This is a genomic window from Roseicyclus amphidinii (assembly GCF_030163755.1).
In the GTDB taxonomy this organism is placed as follows: domain Bacteria; phylum Pseudomonadota; class Alphaproteobacteria; order Rhodobacterales; family Rhodobacteraceae; genus Roseicyclus; species Roseicyclus amphidinii.
Genome location: NZ_JASJOE010000023.1, coordinates 1 through 20,994, shown reverse-complemented (window position 1 = coordinate 20,994; position 20,994 = coordinate 1). Strand labels below are relative to the sequence as shown.

The 20,994-nt window shown below is 67.8% G+C and carries 21 protein-coding genes and 1 pseudogene; 10 read left to right on the top strand and 12 right to left on the bottom strand.

The features are described from left to right. Positions 1-44: 44 nt before the first annotated feature. The 4 genes from QQK83_RS09605 to QQK83_RS09590 all read right to left on the bottom strand — a co-directional run bounded on the left by QQK83_RS09605 (position 45) and on the right by QQK83_RS09590 (position 3,655). Entirely contained in the window at positions 45-905 is an 861-nt protein-coding gene (locus tag QQK83_RS09605; RefSeq protein WP_284263691.1) for a DMT family transporter, read from the bottom strand. 258 nt (positions 906-1,163) lie between these two features. Beyond that, positions 1,164-1,934, bottom strand: coding sequence for a FadR/GntR family transcriptional regulator (locus QQK83_RS09600; RefSeq protein ID WP_284263690.1), 771 nt, complete (start codon positions 1,932-1,934; stop codon positions 1,164-1,166). A 74-nt stretch (positions 1,935-2,008) separates the two neighbouring features. After that, the gene (locus tag QQK83_RS09595; protein WP_284263688.1) at positions 2,009-2,662 is read right to left on the bottom strand and encodes a YiaD family glycine zipper/OmpA-like lipoprotein; all 654 of its coding nucleotides are present in this window, start codon (positions 2,660-2,662) and stop codon (positions 2,009-2,011) included. 141 nt (positions 2,663-2,803) lie between these two features. Further along, entirely contained in the window at positions 2,804-3,655 is an 852-nt protein-coding gene (locus QQK83_RS09590; RefSeq protein WP_284263686.1) for a bifunctional helix-turn-helix domain-containing protein/methylated-DNA--[protein]-cysteine S-methyltransferase, read from the bottom strand. A gap of 95 nt (positions 3,656-3,750) precedes the next feature. On the opposite strand from QQK83_RS09590, the gene nth reads away from it, so the two are divergent. From nth to QQK83_RS09570, 4 genes are all read left to right on the top strand, one after another. After that, a complete protein-coding gene (gene nth, locus QQK83_RS09585) occupies positions 3,751-4,395 on the top strand; it encodes an endonuclease III (protein ID WP_284263684.1) in 645 nt (214 codons plus the stop codon). Next, a complete protein-coding gene (locus QQK83_RS09580; protein ID WP_284263681.1) occupies positions 4,392-5,384 on the top strand; it encodes an adenosine kinase in 993 nt (330 codons plus the stop codon). The genes nth and QQK83_RS09580 overlap by 4 nt, the downstream gene beginning before the upstream one ends. Positions 5,385-5,580: 196 nt before the next feature. Further along, positions 5,581-6,342, top strand: coding sequence for a Crp/Fnr family transcriptional regulator (locus QQK83_RS09575; protein ID WP_284263679.1), 762 nt, complete (start codon positions 5,581-5,583; stop codon positions 6,340-6,342). A gap of 48 nt (positions 6,343-6,390) precedes the next feature. Then, the gene (locus QQK83_RS09570) at positions 6,391-7,785 is read left to right on the top strand and encodes a PP2C family protein-serine/threonine phosphatase (RefSeq protein ID WP_284263678.1); all 1,395 of its coding nucleotides are present in this window, start codon (positions 6,391-6,393) and stop codon (positions 7,783-7,785) included. Here the strand turns inward: QQK83_RS09570 and QQK83_RS09565 are convergent. The 4 genes from QQK83_RS09565 to QQK83_RS09550 all read right to left on the bottom strand — a co-directional run bounded on the left by QQK83_RS09565 (position 7,739) and on the right by QQK83_RS09550 (position 10,337). Continuing rightward, positions 7,739-8,200: an ATP-binding protein gene (locus QQK83_RS09565; protein ID WP_284263677.1), complete on the bottom strand. Its 462-nt coding sequence runs from the start codon at positions 8,198-8,200 to the stop codon at positions 7,739-7,741. The two genes, QQK83_RS09570 and QQK83_RS09565, sit on opposite strands and share 47 nt — an antisense overlap. Further along, positions 8,200-8,535 (bottom strand): STAS domain-containing protein, encoded by a 336-nt coding sequence (locus tag QQK83_RS09560; RefSeq protein WP_284263676.1) that lies wholly within the window; start codon positions 8,533-8,535, stop codon positions 8,200-8,202. The genes QQK83_RS09565 and QQK83_RS09560 overlap by 1 nt, the downstream gene beginning before the upstream one ends. A gap of 98 nt (positions 8,536-8,633) precedes the next feature. Continuing rightward, entirely contained in the window at positions 8,634-9,410 is a 777-nt protein-coding gene (locus tag QQK83_RS09555; RefSeq protein WP_284263675.1) for a Crp/Fnr family transcriptional regulator, read from the bottom strand. A 108-nt stretch (positions 9,411-9,518) separates the two neighbouring features. Beyond that, positions 9,519-10,337: a sulfotransferase family protein gene (locus QQK83_RS09550; protein WP_284263673.1), complete on the bottom strand. Its 819-nt coding sequence runs from the start codon at positions 10,335-10,337 to the stop codon at positions 9,519-9,521. Between the two features lie 140 nt (positions 10,338-10,477). On the opposite strand from QQK83_RS09550, the gene QQK83_RS09545 reads away from it, so the two are divergent. The 5 genes from QQK83_RS09545 to QQK83_RS09525 all read left to right on the top strand — a co-directional run bounded on the left by QQK83_RS09545 (position 10,478) and on the right by QQK83_RS09525 (position 16,274). After that, positions 10,478-12,055, top strand: a complete 1,578-nt coding sequence (locus tag QQK83_RS09545) for a DUF5928 domain-containing protein (RefSeq protein ID WP_284263671.1) — start codon at positions 10,478-10,480, stop codon at positions 12,053-12,055. Positions 12,056-12,067: 12 nt separating this feature from the next. Next, on the top strand, positions 12,068-12,454 hold the full coding sequence (locus QQK83_RS09540) for an HIT domain-containing protein (protein WP_284263669.1): 387 nt from the start codon (positions 12,068-12,070) through the stop codon (positions 12,452-12,454). An 89-nt stretch (positions 12,455-12,543) separates the two neighbouring features. Beyond that, on the top strand, positions 12,544-12,735 hold the full coding sequence (locus tag QQK83_RS09535; RefSeq protein ID WP_284263746.1) for a zinc-finger domain-containing protein: 192 nt from the start codon (positions 12,544-12,546) through the stop codon (positions 12,733-12,735). Positions 12,736-12,820: 85 nt separating this feature from the next. Further along, the gene (gene polA, locus QQK83_RS09530) at positions 12,821-15,625 is read left to right on the top strand and encodes a DNA polymerase I (RefSeq protein ID WP_284263667.1); all 2,805 of its coding nucleotides are present in this window, start codon (positions 12,821-12,823) and stop codon (positions 15,623-15,625) included. A gap of 67 nt (positions 15,626-15,692) precedes the next feature. Beyond that, positions 15,693-16,274 carry a pseudouridine synthase gene (locus tag QQK83_RS09525; RefSeq protein WP_284263666.1) on the top strand — a complete coding sequence of 194 codons (582 nt, stop codon included), beginning with the start codon at positions 15,693-15,695 and terminating at the stop codon, positions 16,272-16,274. Between the two features lie 83 nt (positions 16,275-16,357). Here the strand turns inward: QQK83_RS09525 and QQK83_RS09520 are convergent, their stop codons facing one another. The 4 genes from QQK83_RS09520 to pdhA all read right to left on the bottom strand — a co-directional run bounded on the left by QQK83_RS09520 (position 16,358) and on the right by pdhA (position 20,618). After that, positions 16,358-16,645, bottom strand: a complete 288-nt coding sequence (locus QQK83_RS09520; RefSeq protein ID WP_284263664.1) for a CBU_0592 family membrane protein — start codon at positions 16,643-16,645, stop codon at positions 16,358-16,360. A gap of 214 nt (positions 16,646-16,859) precedes the next feature. Continuing rightward, positions 16,860-18,176, bottom strand: coding sequence for a pyruvate dehydrogenase complex dihydrolipoamide acetyltransferase (locus QQK83_RS09515; RefSeq protein WP_284263661.1), 1,317 nt, complete (start codon positions 18,174-18,176; stop codon positions 16,860-16,862). Between the two features lie 12 nt (positions 18,177-18,188). Next, positions 18,189-19,577 (bottom strand): pyruvate dehydrogenase complex E1 component subunit beta, encoded by a 1,389-nt coding sequence (locus QQK83_RS09510; protein WP_284263659.1) that lies wholly within the window; start codon positions 19,575-19,577, stop codon positions 18,189-18,191. A 15-nt stretch (positions 19,578-19,592) separates the two neighbouring features. Next, entirely contained in the window at positions 19,593-20,618 is a 1,026-nt protein-coding gene (pdhA, locus tag QQK83_RS09505) for a pyruvate dehydrogenase (acetyl-transferring) E1 component subunit alpha (RefSeq protein ID WP_284263657.1), read from the bottom strand. 193 nt (positions 20,619-20,811) lie between these two features. Between pdhA and QQK83_RS09500 the strand changes: the two are divergent. Next, a pseudogene (locus QQK83_RS09500) lies at positions 20,812-20,994 on the top strand (DNA-3-methyladenine glycosylase 2 family protein); the annotation flags it as partial.

Sequence of the window (20,994 nt, the reverse complement as noted above, 5' to 3'; positions counted from 1 at the left end):
GGGGTGGGGGCCTTGAACGTGCCCTTGAACGGCGCGGCAGCGGCTCAGCGCGCGGCCTGCCGTTCCCGCCACAGGGTATAAAGCCCCGTCGCCACCACGATGGCCACGCCCAGGATGGTCATCGGGTCGATGGTCTCGTCGAAGACGACGACGGCGATCACGAAGGCAAAGACCAGCCGCGTGTAGCGCATCGGCGTGACCACCGCGATCTCGCCCACCCGCATCGCGGCGGTGATGGCGAAATAGGCGAGCATCCCGGTCAGAACCGCCGCGGGCAGCGTGACCGCCATGGCGGGCGAGGGCGTGACCCAGCCGCCGAAGATCACCAGGACCAGCGCCCCTGTCATTCCCACGGCGGCGAAACTGTAGCTCGCCAGCAGTGTCGTGGGCACATGTTTCGGCACCGGCCGCGTGGCCAGGTCGCGCAGCGACAGCCCGACCGCCGCGGCCACCGCGAACAGGATGTTCGGGTCGAAGGCCTCCGCGCCGGGGCGCAGGATCACCAGCACCCCGCACAACCCCACCCCGATCGCCAGCCAGCGCCGCCAGCCGACCTTTTCACCGAGGAACACCGCCGCCCCCAGCGTGACCAGCAGCGGGTTGGCCTGGATCACCGCCGACAGCGTCGAGAGCGGGATCAGCGACAGCGCCACGAGGAAGGCCCCGGTCGCCAGCACCTCGGCCGCGTTGCGCAGCATCACGGGCCGCATCAGCAGGACCGGCGACAGCCAGCGATGCCCCTGCAGCCGCGCCCAGATCCCGAACAGCACCGCGCCCCCGATCCCGAACAGGAACAGGATCTGCCCCAGCGGCAGCTCCCGCGTGGCGAAGACCAGCACCATGTCGGTGAGCGCAAAGCCCAGCATGGCCAGCGTCATCCACGCCATGCCCTTGAGATTGTCCATCCTGCCCCCGGTTCTCCGCGTCCCCCGTCCCGCAGCGGCATATCCCGCCCCGCGACCAAGGCAAAGCACCAACCGCCCTCTTCACCTTTCCCCAAATACGGACGGCCCGCCGCCAGCCACGGCACAGGACACCGGGTCAGGGGCCAGCCGCCCGCCCCGAAGCGCCCGCCGCGTGACCGGGCCGCAGGCCCGCCACGCGGCCGGGCCCAACCGGCGCAGGCCGCAAGGCCGAGCCGGGCGGGAGCGCCCTCGTCCGCCTCAGCCGCGCTCCTGTTCATGGGCGTAGCGCATCCGGGCCACGGCCTCGTTCTTCTCGGCCTTCTTCAGATCGCCCAGCTGGCTTTCCACGTAGGTCAGATGTTCCTCCACCGCCGCCCGCGCCGCGACCGGATCGCGCGCCTGCAGCGCGTCGTTGATCTTGCGGTGATGGTCCAGCAGCAGGTCGCGGGTGGTGCGCTGGCGGAACATCATCTGCCGGTTGAAGAACACCCCCTGCTTCAGCAGGTCGAAGATCGAGCGCATCATGTGCAGCAGGATCACGTTGTGAGACGCCTCGAGAATGGCGATGTGGAACTCGGCATCGAGCTCGGCCTCGTCGGCCGGGTTGCGCTTGCGATGCGCCGCTTCCATCTTGCGAAAGATCGTGTCGACCACCTTCAGGTCGGTGTCCGACCCGTGCAGCGCCGCGCGTTCTGCCGCGATGCTCTCGAGGTCGCGGCGAAAGGCGATGTAGTCGAACACCGCTTCCTCGTGGCTGGCGATCAGCTGGATCAGCGCCGGCGAAAAGGCCGAGCCGAGGACATCGGCCACGTAGATGCCCGCACCCGCCCGCGTGGCGAGCAACCCGCGCTCCTGCAACTCGGCAACGGCCTCGCGCAGCGAGGGGCGCGAGACGCCGAACCGCTCGCTCAGCTCTCGCTCGGACGGCAGCCGTTCACCGGGGCGCAGAATGCCCCTGAGGATCAGTTGCTCGATCTGCCGCACCACGGAATGCGACAGGCGCTCGGCCTCGATGCGCTGGAATGGCATGGCCCCCTCCCGAATTGGTCAGATGATATGACCACGGGCAGGGGGCTGTCCAGCGACTTGCCGGTTGCGTGCGCTCAGCGGATCGGGCGGATCACGACCTCGACCCGGCGGTTCTGCTGACGGCCTTCGGGCGTCAGGTTGGTCGCCACCGGCTCGGTCTCGCCGCGGCCGAAGGCGCGCACGCGCGAGGGCGCGACCCCGGCCTCGAGCAGCACACCCGCCACCGCCTGCGCGCGGCGCGAGGACAGGTCCTGGTTGTATTCGGCCGAGCCGTCGGAATCGGTATGGCCGATCACGTCCACGGTAGTGTTGGGGTATTGCTGCAGGTTGCGCGCCAGCGCGCGCAGGTCGGATTGCAGGCTGGCGCGGATCGCGGCGCTGTCCACGTCGAAGAGAATGCCGTCCGGCATGGTGACGATCAGCTCTTCGCCGGTGTTCCGGATGCGGATGTCGTCATTCGACAGGTTCCCGCGCAGGTCCTGCGCCTGCCGGTCGAGCGCGGCCCCGATGGCGCCGCCCGCCAGCGCGCCCGCGGTGGCCCCGATCACCGCGCCGCCCGCGCGGTTGCCGTCATTGGTCGCGCTGCCGAGGAACCCCCCGAGAATGCCGCCGATGATCGCCCCGTCGCGCGTGCGCTCGCCCATCGGCTGGGCGCTGTTGCTCACGCAGCCCGTCAGGGCCAGCGCCGAGACGGTGGCGAGGATGGTCAGTTTCGTGCGGTTGATCATGCTGTTGCCCTTCCAGACTGCCCTGGTCCCGGTTCGTCCGGAACGTCTTCCTGCGAGCTTATACCAGGATGGGGCCCCTCGGCAGGGGGAAAACGCCAAATGGCGAAAACCCGCGCATCCGGCGCGAGCCCAAGGCAGCCCTCAGGCGGCGCTTTCCGGCTCCGCCGCCTCCAGCGCCGCGGCCTCCTGGGCCAGCATGGCGCGTTTCACGGGCAAGCCCCAGTGGTAGCCGCCCAGTCCGCCCGATTTCCTGAGCGCGCGGTGGCAGGGGATCAGCCAGCTGATCGGGTTGCGGCCCACCGCCGTGCCGACCGCCCGCACCGCGCGGGGCGCGCCGATGGCGCCCGCGATCTCGGAATAGGTGGTCACATGCCCCGAGGGGACCGACAGAAGCGCCTCCCACACCTTGATCTGGAAGGGCGCGCCGATCAGCGACAGGCGCAACTCGCCGCCCCCGCCGAAAGCCGCCCGCGCCAGCGGCGCGACGCTATCGGCATCTTCGACGAACTCCGCCGCGGGCCAGCGGCCCGTGAGGTCGGCCATGGTCGCGGCCTCGCCCGTCTCGGCGGCGAAGCCCAGCCCGCAGATGCCGCGCCCCGTCGCCATGACCAGCGCCTTGCCGAAGGGGCTGTCGACCCAGCCCCAGCGGATGCACAGCCCCGCGCCCCCGCTTGCATAAGCGCCGGGTGGCATCGCCTCCCAGCTCAGGAACAGGTCATGCAGCCGGCCCCCGCCGGACAGGCCCACGGCCTGCGCCGTCTCGAGCGTCGTGAATCGCTCGCGCAGAAGCCGCCGGGCGTGGTCCAGCGCGAGATACTGCTGGTAGCGTTTCGGGCTGACCCCCACCCAGGCCGAGAAGACGCGCTGGAAATGCGCCGCGCTCATGCCCATCCGGGCGGCCAGCGCCTCGAGGCTCAGGGGCGTTTCGGCCGCGTCGATCTCGGCGATGGCGCGGCGGATCACCTGGTAATGGTAGGCTTGGTCCTGTGTCATGCCCCGAGGATAGCCCGCGCCCGCGGCCCCGCGCGACCCGGAACTTGCGCCAAAACGCCCTTGCCGCCCCGGCCCTCGCGCGCCAAAAGGGCGGCATGGCCAAGCAGTTGCCCTATCCCGTAATGCGCGAGATCTTCGCGCGGTTCCAGGCCGCCGAGCCGGAACCCAAGGGCGAATTGCACCACACCAACGCCTTCACCCTCGTCGTGGCCGTGGCGCTCAGCGCGCAGGCCACCGACGCGGGCGTCAACAAGGCCACCGCGAAACTCTTCCAGATCGCCGACACGCCCGAGAAGATGCTGGCCCTCGGCGAAGAGGGCGTGATCGAGCATATCAAGACCATCGGCCTGTTTCGCAACAAGGCCAAGAACGTCATCAAGCTCAGCCGCATCCTCGTCGAGGAGTATGGCGGCGAGGTGCCGTCGAGCCGCGCCGCCCTGCAATCGCTGCCCGGTGTGGGGCGCAAGACCGCCAATGTCGTTCTCAACATGTGGTGGCGCTTCCCCGCGCAGGCGGTCGACACTCATATCTTCCGCCTCGGCAACCGCGCCGGCATCGCGCCGGGCAAGGACGTCGATGCCGTCGAGCGCGCTATCGAGGACAATGTTCCGGCGGAATACCAGCTTCACGCCCATCACTGGATGATCCTGCATGGCCGCTACATCTGCGTGGCGCGCAAGCCGAAATGCGGTGCCTGCCTGATCGCCGACCTGTGCCAATACGAGGACAAGACCCAATGACCAAGACCTATGACCTTGTCGGGATCGGCAATGCCATCGTCGACGTGATCTCCCACGGCGACGACAGTTTCCTCGACAACATGGGTATCGAGAAGGGCATCATGCAGCTGATCGACCGCGAGCGGGCCGAGCTGCTCTATGCCGCGATGCGCGAGCGGGTGCAGACGCCTGGCGGATCGGTCGCCAACACCATCGCGGGCGCGGGCACGCTGGGGCTGACCACCGCCTTCCTCGGCAAGGTGCGCGACGACGCGCTGGGGCGCTTCTATGCCGCGGGCATGACCGAACAGGGCATCGACTTTCCCAACCCGCCCGTGGCCGAGGCGCAGGCGCCGACCTCGCGCTCGATGATCTTCGTCTCGCCCGACGGCGAGCGGTCGATGAACACCTATCTCGGCGCAGGCGCGGATTTCGACGCCGATGACGTGGACGCAACCGTTGCGGGCAATGCGCGCTGGCTGTTCCTCGAGGGGTATCTCTACGACAAACCCGAGGGGAAATCCGCCTTCACTGCCGCCGCAGACCACTGCCGCACGGGCGGCGGCAAGGTGGGCATCACGCTGTCCGACCCGTTCTGCGTCGACCGGCACCGCGCCGATTTCCTGACGCTGATCGAAGGGCAGATGGACTACGTGATCGGCAATCACGAGGAATGGCTGGCGCTTTACCAGACCGACGACCTCGACGCCGCGCTCGCGCAGGCCGCAGCGATCTGCGACATCGTCGTCTGCACCCATTCGGGCGAGCCGGTGAAGATCATCCAGGGCGCGACCCGCGTCGAGGTTCCGGTCACGCGGATCACGCCGGTCGATGCCACCGGGGCGGGCGACCAGTTCGCCGCCGGGTTCCTCTCGGGGCTGGCCATGGGCCGCGATCTCGAGACGGCGGGGCGGATGGGCGTTGCCGCCGCCGCCGAGGTCATCCGCCACGTCGGCCCGCGCCCCGCGCGACCGCTCTCCGAGGTGATGGCCGAGGCGGGGCTCGCCTGATCCCGCGCACTCGGCCCGCCGGGGCCTGTCGGCTCATGGTGGGCCCCGACGGTGGCCGCCGTGCCCGCGGTCGCTGTCACGGACCTGTCACGCTCTTCTGGTGTAACGCGCGGCAGGCCGCAGTCCCGCGGCCGGTTCACGTGCATGGGAGAGCGGCCGCCGCGCGCGGCCCGGCCCGAGGTTCGGTAGCACCAACATGGACGATCCCCTTCATATCTCGGCACTTCTGGTGCTCGGGCTGACCCTCAAGCTGGCCGGCTTTGCCGTGCGCGACGAGTTGCTGCTGCGCGGCCTCGTGAGTGCGGGCATCTTCTGCGACCTGCTGTTCTACCTTCTGCGCAGCGACCAGGTGCTTCTGTCGGTGGGGGCCAATGCCGCGCTGGTGACCGTCAACCTGACGCTGATCGCCCTGATCCTGCTGGAGCGGACGACCTGGCGCATGAGCGCGGAGGACCGCGCCGTTTTCCGGCATTTCCCGACCCTGACACCGGGGCAGTTCCGCAAGCTCATGCGCATCCATCGCCGCGACAGCGTGGCGGCGGGCGTGCCGCTGACGCGCGAGGGGGCGCCGGTCGATGACCTGATGCTCGTTCTCGCCGAGCGCATCACGATCACCAAGGACGGCGACAGTTTCGCAATCGCGGGGCCGACCTTCGTGGGCGAGCTTGCGCTGCTGACCCGGCAGCCGTCGAGCGCGGATGTTCATCTGCCCGAGGGGGGCACGGTCCTGCGGTTCCCGGCCCCCGCGATGCGCGAGCTGATGCGGGCCTCGCCCAGCCTTGGCAACGCGGTGGTCGCGCTCTTTGGCGACGAGATGGCGCGCAAGCTGGCCGACAGCGTTCCGATGGCCCGCGCCGCGCTGCGGCGGGGCGAGCGCGAGGCGCGGACCGACGACCCGAACGCGACCCGCGCCCTTGCGGGGGCGGCGGATGTGGTCGGGCAAGTGCGCCACCGCTGAGGCGGCAACGCCTTGACCGGTGGCGGGAAACCGCGTTCCCTCGATCCCATGACGACATCCGCGTCTCCTCCCTCGGACGGCCAGCCCCGTCTCGACCGCTCGGCGATCCGTATCGCGCGGCTCCTGTCGCGGCATGGCGCGTTTGCCGCGGTGCCGCATGGCGCGCTGGTGCGGCTGGTCGCCGCCTGCTCCACCGCGCGCTTCGCGCCGGGCGAGGCGCTGATGCGGCAGGGCGAGGCGGGCGAGGCGGCCTTTCTGCTGCTGTCGGGGGCCGTTGTGGTCGAGGTTCAGGGCCACCTCGGGCGCAGCGTCGTCGCCCGGCTGCAGGCGGGCGAGCTGGTGGGCGAGCTGGCGGTCTTCGCCAAGACGCCGCGCACCGCCACCGTCCGGGCCGAGGTGCCGACCGAGGCGCTGGTCATCGCCAATGACACGATCCGGGCCGCGGCCCTGCAGGAGCCGGACATCGTGATGTCGGTGATCGCGGCGCTCGGCACCCGGATCGGGCAGGTCAACGCCGCGCTGGTGACGCTGACACAGGCCAGCCGTGCGCTGTCGGAGGGGCGGTTCTCGCCCGAGATGCTGGACACGCTCAACCGGCAGGCCGACGAACTGGCGCATTTCGCCAGGGTCTTCCGCGACATGGCCGCCGAGATCGAGGAAAAGCGCACGCTGCGTCACGAGATGGAGACCGCCGCCGCGATCCAGCGGGCCTTTCTGCCCTCCGAGGTGCCGCACGGCGGGGCCGCCGACCGGGTCGAGATCGCGGCCCGCATGGTGCCCGCGCGCAATGTCGGCGGGGATTTCTACGATTTCTTCCGCATCGGCGAGCGGACGCTTGCCTTCGCCGTCGGCGACGTGTCGGGCAAGGGCACGCCCGCGGCGATGTTCATGGGCGTGGCGCGCACGGTGCTCAAGACCGTGACCCGCGATCTCTGCGCCGCAGGGCCCCCGGCCGAGGGGCAGGCAGGGGCCATCCTGTCGCGGGTCAATGATGCGCTGGCCGAGGACAACGCCTCTTCCATGTTCGTCACGCTGGCGCTGGGGCTGCTCGATCTGGACACCGGCGCGCTCGACCTTGCCACCGCGGGCCATGAAGAGGCGGTGATGCTGCGCGCCGGGGTGGCGGCGCACGAGCCTCTGGCCGTCAGCGGCCCGGCGCTGGGGTTGTTCGAAGGGGTGAGCGTCACCAGCCGCAGCCTGAGGCTGGTGCCGGGCGACCGGATCGTCCTTGCCACCGATGGCGTGACCGAGGCTTTCGACAGCGACCGCCATGTCTTTGGCTGGGACCGGTTCTTCGCGGCCCTGCCGGGCGAGGGGGCCGGGGCGGAGGCGTCGGTCGCGGCGCTTTTCGCGGCGGTGGCGGGTTTCGTGGGCGATGCTCCGCCCTCGGACGACATCACGGCGCTGGTGTTGCGCTACCTCGGTCCGCCGGGCGGCAGGTGATCTGCAGGACATTCTCCTGCCCCTCGCGCGTATAGGCAAGCGTGCTGGCCGTCTCGCGGATCAGCTTGATGCCGAAGCCGCCGATCTGCGCGGTCTCCAGATCCTGCATCGCGGCGGCCTCGGGCCGGTCCAGCGGGTCGAAGAGGGGGCCGTTGTCGCGGATCTCGGCGGTGACGGCCTCGGCCGCCATGCGGATCGTGACCCTGAGCCGGGGCGCGGCGATGCCCTCGAAGGCGTAGGAGACGACGTTGGCCACCGCCTCGTTGAGGCAAAGCTTCATGTCCCCGAGCACCCGCGCATCAAGCGCCGCCCCCTCGGTCTGCTCGGCATACCAGTCGTTCAGCCGGGCCACCGCGGACAGGTTGGACGGCAGGTCGATGGTGGCGTCGGAGGTGTCGTGCGCGGCGGACGGCATCAGCCGAAGGCAGCGCGCGCCGCGGCCTCGTCCTCGACCACGGGCACCAGCGTGTCGACGCCGGTCGAGCTCAGCACGCGCCGGGCTGCCTCGTTCGGGCCGAGGATCACCAGCGTGCCGCCGCGCCGCGCGATGGGCTTGGCGGTCGACACGATCAGGCGCACACCGATCGAGGCCATGAACCCGACGCCCCGCATGTCGAGGATCACCCGGTCCTGCGATCCCGCGATGACGCTCAGCGGCATCTCGATGTCGCTGCTGCCCGCGATGTCGAGGTCACCCTCGAGCGACACCATGAGGATATCGCCGTCGACCTGCCCCTGTTCGATCTTCATGACGCTCTTTCCGCTCCGTGTTGTGCCGTGCCATGCCGGTATGATGCGCCGTCATCTTTCGATAATCGCCCGGACTGCGCGACGCTAGGCCCAAGTTGTTACAGTTCGGTGACACCCGGCCCGGCCGCTCGTGGCGCGTGGGGTGGGGCCGGTTCCGGCGGGGCCGCGCCGCGCATCCGGTCCGCCTCGTGCAGGGCGGCATTGGCGGCGTTCGCCTTTTCGATCTTGCGCTGCGCCTCGATCTGCAGGGCCTGGCCGACCAGCAGGGCGAAATCGTGGTTGCTTTCCATCTCCTTCAGCAGCTTGCCGCGCGGCAGGACGAAGATGCGCCCGTCCTCGGCCATCTCGACCCCGGCGGTCGCCGGCGCGTTGTGGATCACGGTGATCTCGCCGATCAGGTCTCCTGCGTTCAGCGTGGCGAGTTCGTGGCCATGGGCGGTGACGGTCGCGCGGCCCGTGGCAAGGTAGACCACCGCGCCGGCCGGTGCGCCCTGCCGGGTGATGACATGCCCCTTGGGCACGTCGCGCCACTCCCCGATCCGCAGCATCTGCCGGGCCGCCAGCGGCGGCAGCGAGGGGAAATGCGCGGCCAGCAACTCGGTTTCCTCGTCGCGGAAGCGGCTGCGCATCCGCAACAGCGCGTGCCGCGTCAGGCCGATCAGCGACAGCACCACCCAGAAGGACTGGATCACCGCCGAGGAGAGGTTGAACGCCTCGCCCAGGCTGACCAGCACCAGCGAGGCGGCGAGCAGGTTCAGCACCGTGTAGACCACCGAACCGCCGCGCAGAAAGCCCAGTTGCAGCGCGCCGTAGGCCAGCACGTAGACCGCGGCCCCCACGAGACCGAGCCCGGCGAAAAGCGACACCCCGATCATGAAATGCGCAGGTCAACGAATGTCATGCGTTCTGGGTCGCATGTCGGGGTGCGGCGGGTCAAACGATAATGCCGCGGGAAAAAAGAGCGGGGCCGCGCGCCCCGCGGCTCAATCGCCGAGCTTGGCATGCACCTCGTCGAGGTCGATCTCGCCCACGGGCATCTTGTTGCCGGGGTTCTCGAAGTCGTATTTGAACACCTCGAAATCGCGGTGGTAGATCTCGTAGACCAGATGCATCGACAGGTCGTCGAAGTAATCCTCGACCGGATGCGCGCGCTTGGGGCCGTGCCCCTCGCTTTCATTGAAGCGCGGCACCTGTTGCAGGTCGACGGGCTGCGGTGTCTCGACCGCGTCGAGCACGCTCTGCATACCCTCGTTGAACTTTTCGGTCCAGAAGATGTTGTCGTAGCGCCCGCCGTTCACGATCAGCGTCGAGACATGGCCCGACATCGCCGACCAGTGGATGTCCGGCTCCATCGGGCGGCGCCAGCGAATCGTGTCGCGCGCGAACAGCAGGAAGCGGCGGAAACTGGCGATCTGGTCGAACTCGCCCTTGCCGTCGTCGCCGCCCACCTCGATCCCGTATTTCTGGATCAGGAGCGGCACCAGGTTGCCCCGGTAGCGTCGCCCGTTGCGCTGGATGCCGCAGATCTTGTCGAAAAAGCTGGACAGGATGCGCGTGTAGGGGTTGCGCACGCAGGTGAAGGTGTAGGTCTGCCGCCCCTTCACGCGGTCCGCGATGGCCTGCTGGCTGGCCTCCATCGACCATTTGTGCATCCCGCCGGTCGCATCGTGGATGTCGCCGTCGAAATAGGTGCCGTTGTCGGAATAATAGAGGATCTGACCGATGGTCGAGCAGGCGCATTTCGGCACCACGCGGTAGACCATGCTTTCGCTTTGCGTCATCCAGGTTCCGGGAAACCCCATACTATCGGCCTCTTTACTATATGTGCCCGAGCCTGTGCCGGAAAGCGGCGGGCATGGGCCAATCAACGCGTGTGTCTTCCATCTTCGTTAGCTATTAGTATGCGAACAATAAGGAAAGACCGAGGCGCGTTGTTTCTGCGATGGCGAAGATTGCCTTCATTCTGCTGTGTCACAAGGACCCCGACGCGATCGTCCTTCAGGCCCGCCGCCTGACGGCGACCGGGGATTTCGTCTCGATCCACTTCGACGCCCGTGCCGATGCGGCGCAGTATGCCCGCATCACCTCGGAACTGGCCGACAATCCCGGCGTCGTCTTCGCCACCAAGCGCGTGAAATGCGGCTGGGGCGCCTGGAGCCTCGTGCGGGCCACGCTCAACGCCGTCGAGGCGGCCGAGGCGGCCTTTCCCGAGGCGACGCATTTCTACATGCTGTCGGGCGATTGCATCTCGGTGAAATCGGCCGCCTATGCCCACCGCTTCCTCGATGCCCATGACCGCGACTACATCGAAAGCTTCGATTTCTTCAAATCGGACTGGATCAAGACCGGCTTCAAGGAAGAGCGGCTGATCTACCGGCACTGGTTCAACGAGCGCACGCAGAAATGGCTGTTCTACCGCAGTTTCGATTTGCAGAAGGCGCTGGGGCTGACGCGTCAGATCCCCGCCGACATCGAGGTGCAGATCGGCAGCCAATGGTGGTGCCTGCGCCGCCGCACGATCGAGGCGATCCTGCAGTTCTGCCGCGACCGGCGCGACGTGGTGCGCTTTTTCTCGACCACCTGGATTCCCGACGAGACATTTTTCCAGACGCTTGTGCGCCACCTTGTCCCCGCGCGCGAGATCGAAAGCCGCACGCTGACCTTCAAGATGTTCAGCGATTACGGCATGCCCGTCACCTTCTACAACGACCATTACGACCTTCTGGTCGCGCAGGATTTCCTCTTCGCCCGCAAGATCAGCCCCGAGGCCTCCCTCCTCAAGGAGCGGCTCGGCGCGCTGTGGGAATCGGACCGGGTCGAGTTCGCCACCAGCCAGGAGGGTGAAAAGCTGCACGCCTTCCTTACCGGGCGCGGGCGGATCGGGCGGCGCTACGGCACGCGGTTCTGGGAACGCGAAAGCACGCTGGGGCCTGAACGAAACCTTTACATGCTGGTCTGCAAGAAATGGCATGTCGCCAAGCGGATGCTGCACGCGGCCTCGGACCGGCTCGACATCAAGGGGGTGGAATACCTCTTTGACGAGGCCTCCTGCCCCTTGCCGCACCTCGGCGGGATCGAGCGGACGCTGGAAAAGCGCAACCGTCATCGCCGGGCGCTGATGCGGATGCTGTTCGACTACCACGACACCGACCGCCTGCTGGTCTGCATCGACCCGGCGAACATCGAGCTGATGCGCGATTTCATGTCGGACCGGTCCAACGCGCGCATCCTCGAGTTGCAATGCATCTTCGACGACCAGTATCTCATCGGGCACGCGCATCGCGTGGGTCTTGCCACCAGCGACACGCCGGACGAGGTGATCGGGCGGATGCTGCCCACGTTGCGCCACGAGTTCGCCGACGAGTCGGTGCGCATCCGCGACGCCGAGTTCCCGCGCCACTGGCGCATCCGCCAGGACCGCAGCACGGCGGACAACGCGCAGGTGCTTGCCGATTTCTTCGGCACCGGGCAGGACGCGGCCCACGAGCTTGCCCAGACCCCGTTTCTCTTCGACGACTGACAGGAAAACCCGATGCCCTACGCCTATGACGACCAGAACATCTTTGCCAGGATCCTGCGCGGCGAGATCCCGAACCAGACCGTTGTCGAGACCGAGCATACGCTGGCCTTCAACGACATCTATCCGCAGGCGCCTGTGCATGTTCTCGTGATCCCCAAGGGCCCTTACGTCTGCGCCGACCATTTCGCGCTGGAAGCCTCCGACGCCGAGATCGTGGATTTCTGGCGCACCGTCGGCCGCATCTGCGCCGAGAAGGGCCTCCAGCCCGGCGAGGGCGGGCAGGGCTACCGGACCATCTCGAACGCAGGCGAGGTCGCCGTGCAGGAGGTGCCACATTACCACGTCCACATCCTCTCGGGCCGTCCGCTGGGGCGGATGCTGCAACCCGCGAAGGACTGAGCGCGACATCGCGGGGCAGGGCGCGCCCTTGCCCGGCCCCGTGCGACCTGCCATATCCGCACCGACCACCCATGACGGAGCCCATCGCCATGCCCATCGCCCCGCCCGAGACCGAGATCGTTTCCGCCTGGCGCGTCGCCTGCGACGGCGGCGAGGGGGCGCTGGGTCATCCGCGCGTCTGGCTGTCGCTCTCGCCCGCCACCGGCGAGGTCGAGTGCGGCTATTGCGACAAGAAATTCATCCACGAAGACTTCGCGCAGAAAGCCGGCTCCGCGGACTGATCTGCCTGCCCCCAAAAAGCCGGGTGCAGCCCGCCCGAGGTCGCGCTAGAACAGGGCCGATCAACGGGAACGGAGCGCGGCAGCCATGGCATTTGGCAAGGGACATCACCTGCATCTGGTCGACGGCTCGGCCTTCATCTTCCGCGCCTACCATGCGTTGCCGCCGCTGACGCGCAAGTCCGATGGCCTGCCGATCGGGGCGGTGTCCGGCTTTTGCAACATGATCCACCGCATGATCGAGGCCAACACCGGACCCGATGCGCCGACGCATGCCGCCGTCGTCTTCGACAAGGGCAGCCACACGTTCCGCAACGACCTCTACGATCTCTACAAGGCCAACCGCGAGGCGATGCCCGAGGACCTGCGCCCGCAGATCCCGCTGACGCGCGAGGCGACGCGCGCCTTCAACATCGCCTGCCTGGAACTGGAGAATTACGAGGCCGACGACATCATCGCCACGCTGGCGCGGCAGGCCCGCGAGGCGGGGGGGCGCGTGACGATCATTTCCTCGGACAAGGACCTGATGCAGCTGGTCGGCGGCGGGGTCGAGATGTTCGACGCGATGAAGAACACCCGCATCGACAGCGAGGGGGTCGAGGCCAAGTTCGGGGTCCAGCCCGACAAGGTCGTCGATGTGCAGGCGCTGGCGGGAGATTCGGTCGACAACGTCCCCGGCGCGCCGGGGATCGGGATCAAGACGGCGGCGCTGCTGATCAATGAATACGGGGATCTGGAGACGCTTCTCGCGCGGGCGGGCGAGATCAAGCAGCCCAAGCGCCGCCAGACGCTGATCGAGAACGCCGAGCAGATCCGGCTGTCGAAGCGGCTGGTCACGCTGGACGACAAGGTGCCGCTGGAGGAGACGCTCGACGACCTCGAGGTGAAGGAGCCCGACCCGGATATCCTGCTGGAGTTCCTCGGGAAAATGGAGTTCCGCACCCTCACCAAGCGCATCGCCGACGGCTTTGGCGTAGCGGCGCCGGCCATCCCCGACACCGACCCCGCCGGCGCGGAACCCGTGGGCGAGGATGCGCCGACGATGCCGCCGATGGACACATCGGGCTACGAGGTGGTGCGCGACGCGGGGGCCTTGCAGGTATGGCTCGACCGCGCCCATGCGCGGGGCGAGATCGCCATCGACACGGAAACCACCGGGCTGAACGAGATGACCGCCGACCTGGTCGGCATCTCTCTGGCGACCGCGCCGGGCGTGGCCTGTTACATCCCGCTCGCCCACAGGGCCGAAGGGGGTGAGGGGCTGTTCGGGTCGGACGCGCTGGCCGAGGGGCAGATGGGGCTGGAGGAGGCGCTGGCGCTTCTCAAGCCGATGCTGGAGGACGCAAGCGTCCTGAAAATCCTGCAAAACGCCAAGTATGACGTGAAGATCCTCGCCCGTTACGGGATCGAGGTCGCCCCGATCGACGACACGATGCTGATGTCCTACGCGATGAACGCAGGCCTCCACGGGCATGGGATGGACGCGCTGTCGGAGCGGTATCTTTCGCATACGCCGATTCCGATCAAGTCCTTGCTGGGAAGCGGAAAATCGCAGATCACATTCGACCGGGTCGGCATTGCCGATGCCGCGCCCTATGCCGCCGAGGATGCCGATGTCACCTGGCGGCTGTGGCAGACCTTCCGCCCGCAGCTGCACCGGGCGCAGGTGGCGACCGTCTACGAGACGCTGGAGCGCCCGCTGGTGCCGGTGCTGGCGCGGATGGAGATGGCGGGCATTCGCGTGGACCGCGATGTGCTGAGCCGCATGTCCAACGCCTTTGCGCAGAAGATGGCGGGGCTGGAGGCCGAGATACACGAGTTGGCGGGAGAGGCCTTCAACGTCGGATCGCCCGCGCAGCTGGGCGAAATCCTGTTTGAAAAGATGGGCTTGGAGGGCGGCAAGAAGGGCAAGACCGGCAAGTATTCCACGCCCGCCGACGTGCTTGAGGATTTGGCGACCGAGCATGACCTGCCGGGGCGGGTGCTGGATTGGCGGCAGCTGTCCAAGCTGAAATCGACCTACACCGACGCGCTTCAGGACCATATCAACCCCGAGACGGGGCGCGTTCATACCTCCTATGTCATCGCGGGTGCGAACACCGGGCGGCTGGCGTCGACCGATCCGAACCTGCAGAACATTCCCGTGCGCAGCGAGGAAGGCCGCCGCATCCGGGAGGCCTTTGTCGCAGATAAAGGTAAAGTTCTGGTTTCGCTCGACTACTCCCAGATCGAGCTGCGCATCCTGGCCCATATCGCCGGGATCGACGCGCTGAAACAGGCTTTCCGCGAGGGGCAGGACATCCATGCCGCGACCGCGTCGGAGATGTTCGGCGTGCCCTTGGACCAGATGACGCCGGACGTGCGGCGGCAGGCCAAGGCGATCAATTTCGGGGTGATCTACGGGATTTCCGGCTTCGGCCTGGCGCGCAACCTGCGTGTCCCGCGGGCCGAGGCGCAGGGCTTCATCGACCGCTATTTCGAGCGCTTCCCCGGTATCAAGGATTACATGAGCGAGACGAAAGACTTCGCCAAATCAAAGGGCTACGTGCAGACGCTTTTCGGGCGCAAGATCCACACGCCGGAGATCAACGCCAAGGGCCCGACCGCCGGTTTCGCGCAGCGCGCGGCGATCAACGCACCGATTCAGGGCACGGCGGCCGACGTGATCCGGAGGGCGATGATCCGCATGGAAGACGCCATCGCGGGGCTGCCCGCGCGGATGCTGTTGCAGGTCCATGACGAGTTGCTCTTCGAGGTCGAAGAGGGGTCCGTCGATGCCCTGATCGACCGCGCGCGGGAGGTGATGGAGGGGGCTTCGCACCCGGCCGTTCACCTCGACGTCGCGCTTGCGGTGGAAGCGGGGCAGGGGGCGAACTGGGCCGAGGCGCATTGAGCGGCGGCATGTCACACCCCGTACACACCCCGTGCACACCGCGTGCATACGCGGGGCAGGCTGCGCGATGAGCCGCCCGCGCCCACGACCCCGTGTGCCGAAGGGCGAGACGCGGCTGATCGCCTTCAACAAGCCGATGGATGTTCTCAGCCAGTTCACCGATGACGGGCATTGGCCGGGGCTGTCGCGGTGGCTCGACATGCCGGGGATGTATCCCGCCGGGCGGTTGGACCGGGATTCGGAGGGGCTGCTGCTGCTGACGAATGACGGCATCCTGCAGGCGCGGCTGACCGATCCGAAATCGGCGACGCCCAAGACCTATTTCGCGCTGGTCGAGGGGGTGCCGACGCCGGAGGCGCTGGCGGCGTTGCGCAAGGGTGTCACGCTGAAGGACGGGCCGACCCGGCCCGCGCAGGTCGAGGCGGTGGCCGAGCCCGGATGGCTCTGGCCGCGCGATCCGCCGGTGCGCTTCCGCAAGTCGGTGCCCGAGGCCTGGCTGCGCCTGACCATCACCGAGGGGCGCAACCGGCAGGTGCGGCGCATGTGCGCCCATGTGGGTCTGCCGGTGCTGCGGCTGGTGCGCTGGTCGGTGGGGCCGCATACGGTCGAAGGACTCGGGCCGGGGCAGTGGAAGGCGCTGCAGCCGTAGGGGGCGCTGGCGCAAAACTGCAGTTTTGCGGGTCGGAAAACTGCAGTTTTCCGCCCCGCTCGTGGGCGCGCGCGGGTGAGGGTTCAGAGCGTCTGCCGCGTGGGGCGCGGGCGGCGGATCAGGAGCGCGCCGAGGGACATGACGATGTAGAAGCCCTGGATCAGGGCCGAGGACATGTTGAAATCGGCGATGAGGCTGATCATCACGCAGCTCGAGGCGAAGAGCACGAGGACGAAATAGAGCGGGCGGTGGCTGTCGAGCCGTCCGGTCGAGAGGCAGAAGAAGCCCGTCACGTAGGTCGCGAAGCCGATGAGGCCGATGGCGCGGCAGGTGGTCTGGACATCGAGACCGGCAAGATCGAAATAGGTCATCTGAATGTTCCCGTATCGCCGGGATGGCGCTGCGCGGACATCTAGCAGGGGGCGCCGCCCCCATGACCTGCGGGAACCCCTACCATGGCCCTCGGGGCGGGCATTTCGGGGGTTTTCCTTACCCTGGCGCCGGAAACGTGACGAGGCCGCGCATATCGTCGCGGCCTCGTCTTGTCGCGGCGCCGCTCCTCCCCCGGACGCCGCAATTCCTTGCTTATGCAAGCATGAGCATGGGAGCTTCCAGATTGTCAACAATCGCTTGCAGAAGCTGCGCGCCAAGCGCCCCGTCGATGACCCGGTGATCGACGCTGAGGGTGACCGACATGACGGTCGCCACGCTCAATTCACCGTCCTTGCCGACGACGGGTTTCTTGACGCCCGCGCCGACGGCGAGGATCGCGCCATGGGGCGGGTTGATGACGGCGTCGAAATTCTCGATCCCGAACATGCCGAGGTTGGAGATGGCGAAACTGCCGCCGACATATTCATGCGGCTTCAGCTTGCCGTCGCGGGCGCGGGTGGCGAGGTCTTTCATCTCGGCGGACAGCGACGAGAGGGATTTGCGGTCGGCGTCCTGCAGGACGGGGGTGAAGAGCCCGCCATCGACGGCCACGGCGACGGCCACGTCCGAGGGTTTCAGCCTGATGATCCGGTCACCGGCCCAGACGGCATTGGCATCCGGCACGGCCTGCAGCGCGTTGGCGCAGGCCTTGATGATGAAATCATTGACGGAAAGCTTCACGCCGCGCGGTTCCAGCTGCGTGTTGAGCTGGGAGCGGAAGGCCATGAGCGCGTCGAGCCGGATCTCGCGGCGGAGGTAGAAATGCGGGATGGTCTGCTTGGCCTCGGTGAGGCGGGCGGCGACCGTCTTGCGCATGCCGTTGAGGGCGACCTCCTCGATCTCGCGGCCTTCGTACATCTTGAGCACCTGCGCGGCGGAGGGGCCGGTGGGCATCGCGGCGGCGGCTGTGGGGGCCGCGGGGGCCGGGGTGGCCGCCTTGGCTTCGGCGGGTGCCGTGGCCGCGGGGGCTGCGGTCGCGCCCTCGACATCGGCCTTGACGATGCGGCCATGCGGGCCGGAGCCCTTGACCTGCGACAGGTCGATCCCCTTGTCGGCGGCGATGCGCCGGGCCAGCGGCGAGGCGAAGATGCGGCTTTCGTCGGCGGCCTGCGGGGCCGCGGGGGCGGGGGTTGCGGCTGCTGCGGCCGCGGCGGGGGGCGGTTCCGCCGCCGCGGGCTTGGGCGATTCGGCGGGGGCCGAGGCCTTGCCGATGTCGCCTGCGCTTTCGCCTTCTTCCAGAAGAACGGCGATGGGGGCGTTGACCTTCACGCCCTCGGTGCCTTCTTCTACAAGAATTTTGCCGATCACGCCTTCGTCGACGGCTTCGAATTCCATCGTGGCCTTGTCGGTCTCGATCTCGGCGATGATGTCACCGGAGGCGACGGTGTCGCCCTCCTTGACCAGCCATTTCGCAAGCGTCCCTTCCTCCATCGTGGGGGAGAGGGCGGGCATCAGGATTTCCGTGGGCATCGCTGGCTCTCCTTACCGGTAGGTGACTTGACGGACGGCCGCGACCACCTCGGGGACCGAGGTCAGCGCGTGCTTCTCGAGGTTGGCGGCATAGGGCATCGGCACGTCCTTGCCGGTGCAGTTGATGACCGGCGCGTCGAGATGATCGAAGGCGTTCTGCATGATGTAGGCCGAGAGGTGGTTGCCGATCGAGCCGACCGGGAAGCCCTCTTCGACGGTCACGCAGCGGTTCGTCTTCATCACGGAGGCGATGACCGTGTCATAGTCGATCGGGCGCAGGGTGCGCAGGTCGATGACCTCGGCCTCGATGCCGTCCTTGGCCAGTTCATCGGCAGCGGCCAGCGCGTAGGTCATGCCGATGCCGAAGCTGACGATGGTCACATCCGTGCCTTCGCGCCAGATCTTCGCCTTGCCGAAGGGGATGGTGAAATCCTCGAGGTCCGGCACCTCGAAGGAGCGGCCGTAGAGGATCTCGTTCTCGAGGAAGATCACCGGGTTGGGGTCGCGGATCGCGGTCTTCAGGAGGCCCTTGGCGTCGGCGGCCGAATAGGGCTGCACCACCTTGAGGCCGGGGATGGAGGCATACCAGGCGGCGTAATCCTGGCTGTGCTGCGCGCCCACGCGGGCGGCCGCGCCGTTGGGGCCGCGGAAGACCATGGGCGCGCCCATCTGGCCGCCGGACATGTAGAGCGTCTTGGCCGCCGAGTTGACGATATGGTCCATCGCCTGCATGGCGAAGTTGAAGGTCATGAACTCGACGATGGGGCGCAGACCGCCGAAGGCAGCCCCGACGCCGAGACCGGCGAAACCGTGTTCGGTGATCGGCGTGTCGATGACGCGCTTGGCGCCGAACTCGTCGAGCAGGCCTTGGGTCACCTTGTAGGCGCCCTGGTACTCGGCCACTTCTTCGCCCATGACGAAGACGCTGTCGTCGCGGCGCATTTCCTCGGCCATGGCGTCGCGCAAGGCTTCGCGCACGGTCTGGGTTTTCATCGCCGTGCCTTCGGGCCAGTCGGGCGTCTGGTCGGGCTTGGGCGCTGCCGCCTGCGCGGGGGTGGAGCCATTGGCAGGGGCCGGGTCGGCGCGGCCCTCGGAGGTCTCAAGCGCGGCGGGCGCGGGGGCGCTTTCGGCCTGGGCCTCGGCGGTGGACATGTCCTCGCCCTCCTCGCCGATGACGGCGATGGGGGTGTTGACCTTCACGCCCTCGGTGCCTTCTGCTACAAGAAGTTTGCCGATAACGCCTTCATCGACGGCCTCGAATTCCATCGTGGCCTTGTCGGTCTCGATCTCGGCGATGATGTCGCCGGCCGAGACGGTGTCGCCTTCCTTGACCAGCCATTTGGCCAGCGTGCCTTCCTCCATCGTGGGGGAGAGGGCGGGCATGAGAATTTCGGTTGCCATGGTCGTCTGTCCCCCTCAGGCGTTCTGCGGCGCCGCGTCGGCGTAGATGTCGGTCCAGAGCTCGTCCAGATGCGGCTCGGGGCTTTCCTTCGAGAACTCGGCGGCCTCGTTCACGATTTCCTTGATCTCCTTGTCGATCTTTTTCAGATCCTCCTCGGAGGCATGGCCGCCGGTCAGCAGCATCTGGCGGACGTGTTCGATGGCGTCGCGCTTCTCGCGCATTTCCTGCACCTCTTCGCGGGTGCGGTATTTCGCGGGGTCCGACATGGAGTGACCGCGGTAGCGGTAGGTCATGACCTCGAGGATATAGGGGCCCTTGCCCGCGCGGCAGTGCGCGACGGCCTTTTCGCCGGCGGCCTTCACGGCCAGCACGTCCATGCCGTCGACCGCTTCGCCCTTGATGCCGTAGGCGGCGCCGCGTTCCCAGAAGTCGGGCGACTTGGTGGCGCGCTGCACGCTGGTGCCCATGGCATACTGGTTGTTCTCGATCACGAAGATGCAGGGCAGGTCCCAGAGCTGGGCCATGTTGTAGGTCTCGGCCACCTGGCCCTGGTTCGCGGCCCCGTCGCCGAAATAGGCGAAGGTCACGCGGTCATTGCCGAGATACTTGTCGGCGAAGGCGAGGCCCGCGCCGATCGGCACCTGGGCCGCCACGATGCCGTGGCCGCCGTAGAAATGCTTCTCCTTGGAGAACATGTGCATCGAGCCGCCCTTGCCCTTGGAGTAGCCGCCTTCGCGGCCGGTCAGCTCGGCCATGACGCCCTTGGGGTCCATCCCGCAGGCCAGCATGTGCCCGTGATCGCGGTAGGAGGTGACGCGCTTGTCGCCCTCTTCCGCCGCGGCCTCGAGACCGACGACGACGGCCTCCTGGCCGATGTAGAGGTGGCAGAAGCCGCCGATCAGGCCCATGCCGTAAAGCTGGCCGGCCTTTTCCTCGAAGCGGCGGATGAGCAGCATTTCGCGGTAGTAATGCTTCAGCTCGTCGGCCGAGACATTGGGCGTTGCGGAGCCCTCTTTCGCCGCGGTCTTGCGTGGTGGCATCTCGGGTGTCCTCCCCCGTCACAGAGATAGTTTAACGTTGAACATTCTCATATCAGACGCAACCCCGGATTGCACCCCGCAATCCTGACGCAGGGGGTTGCAGGAAATGCAAGGCTGCTCGCCGGGGGGTGTGGCGGCGTGCTAGGCACGGGACACGGACGTATGTGGTGCATGGAGGCAGGCTTTGGGACGGGTGCCGGAGCGGATCGAGACGGAGGCGGACCTGCGCGACGGGGCCGGGGTGCTGGTGGCGCGCGATGCGCGGTTCGCCCCGATCCTGTCGGCGGTGGGGCCCTTGCCGCTGCGCCGCCGGGCGGACGGGTTCGGGGCGCTTGTCGCGGCGATCGCGGGGCAGCAGGTCTCGACCGCGTCGGCG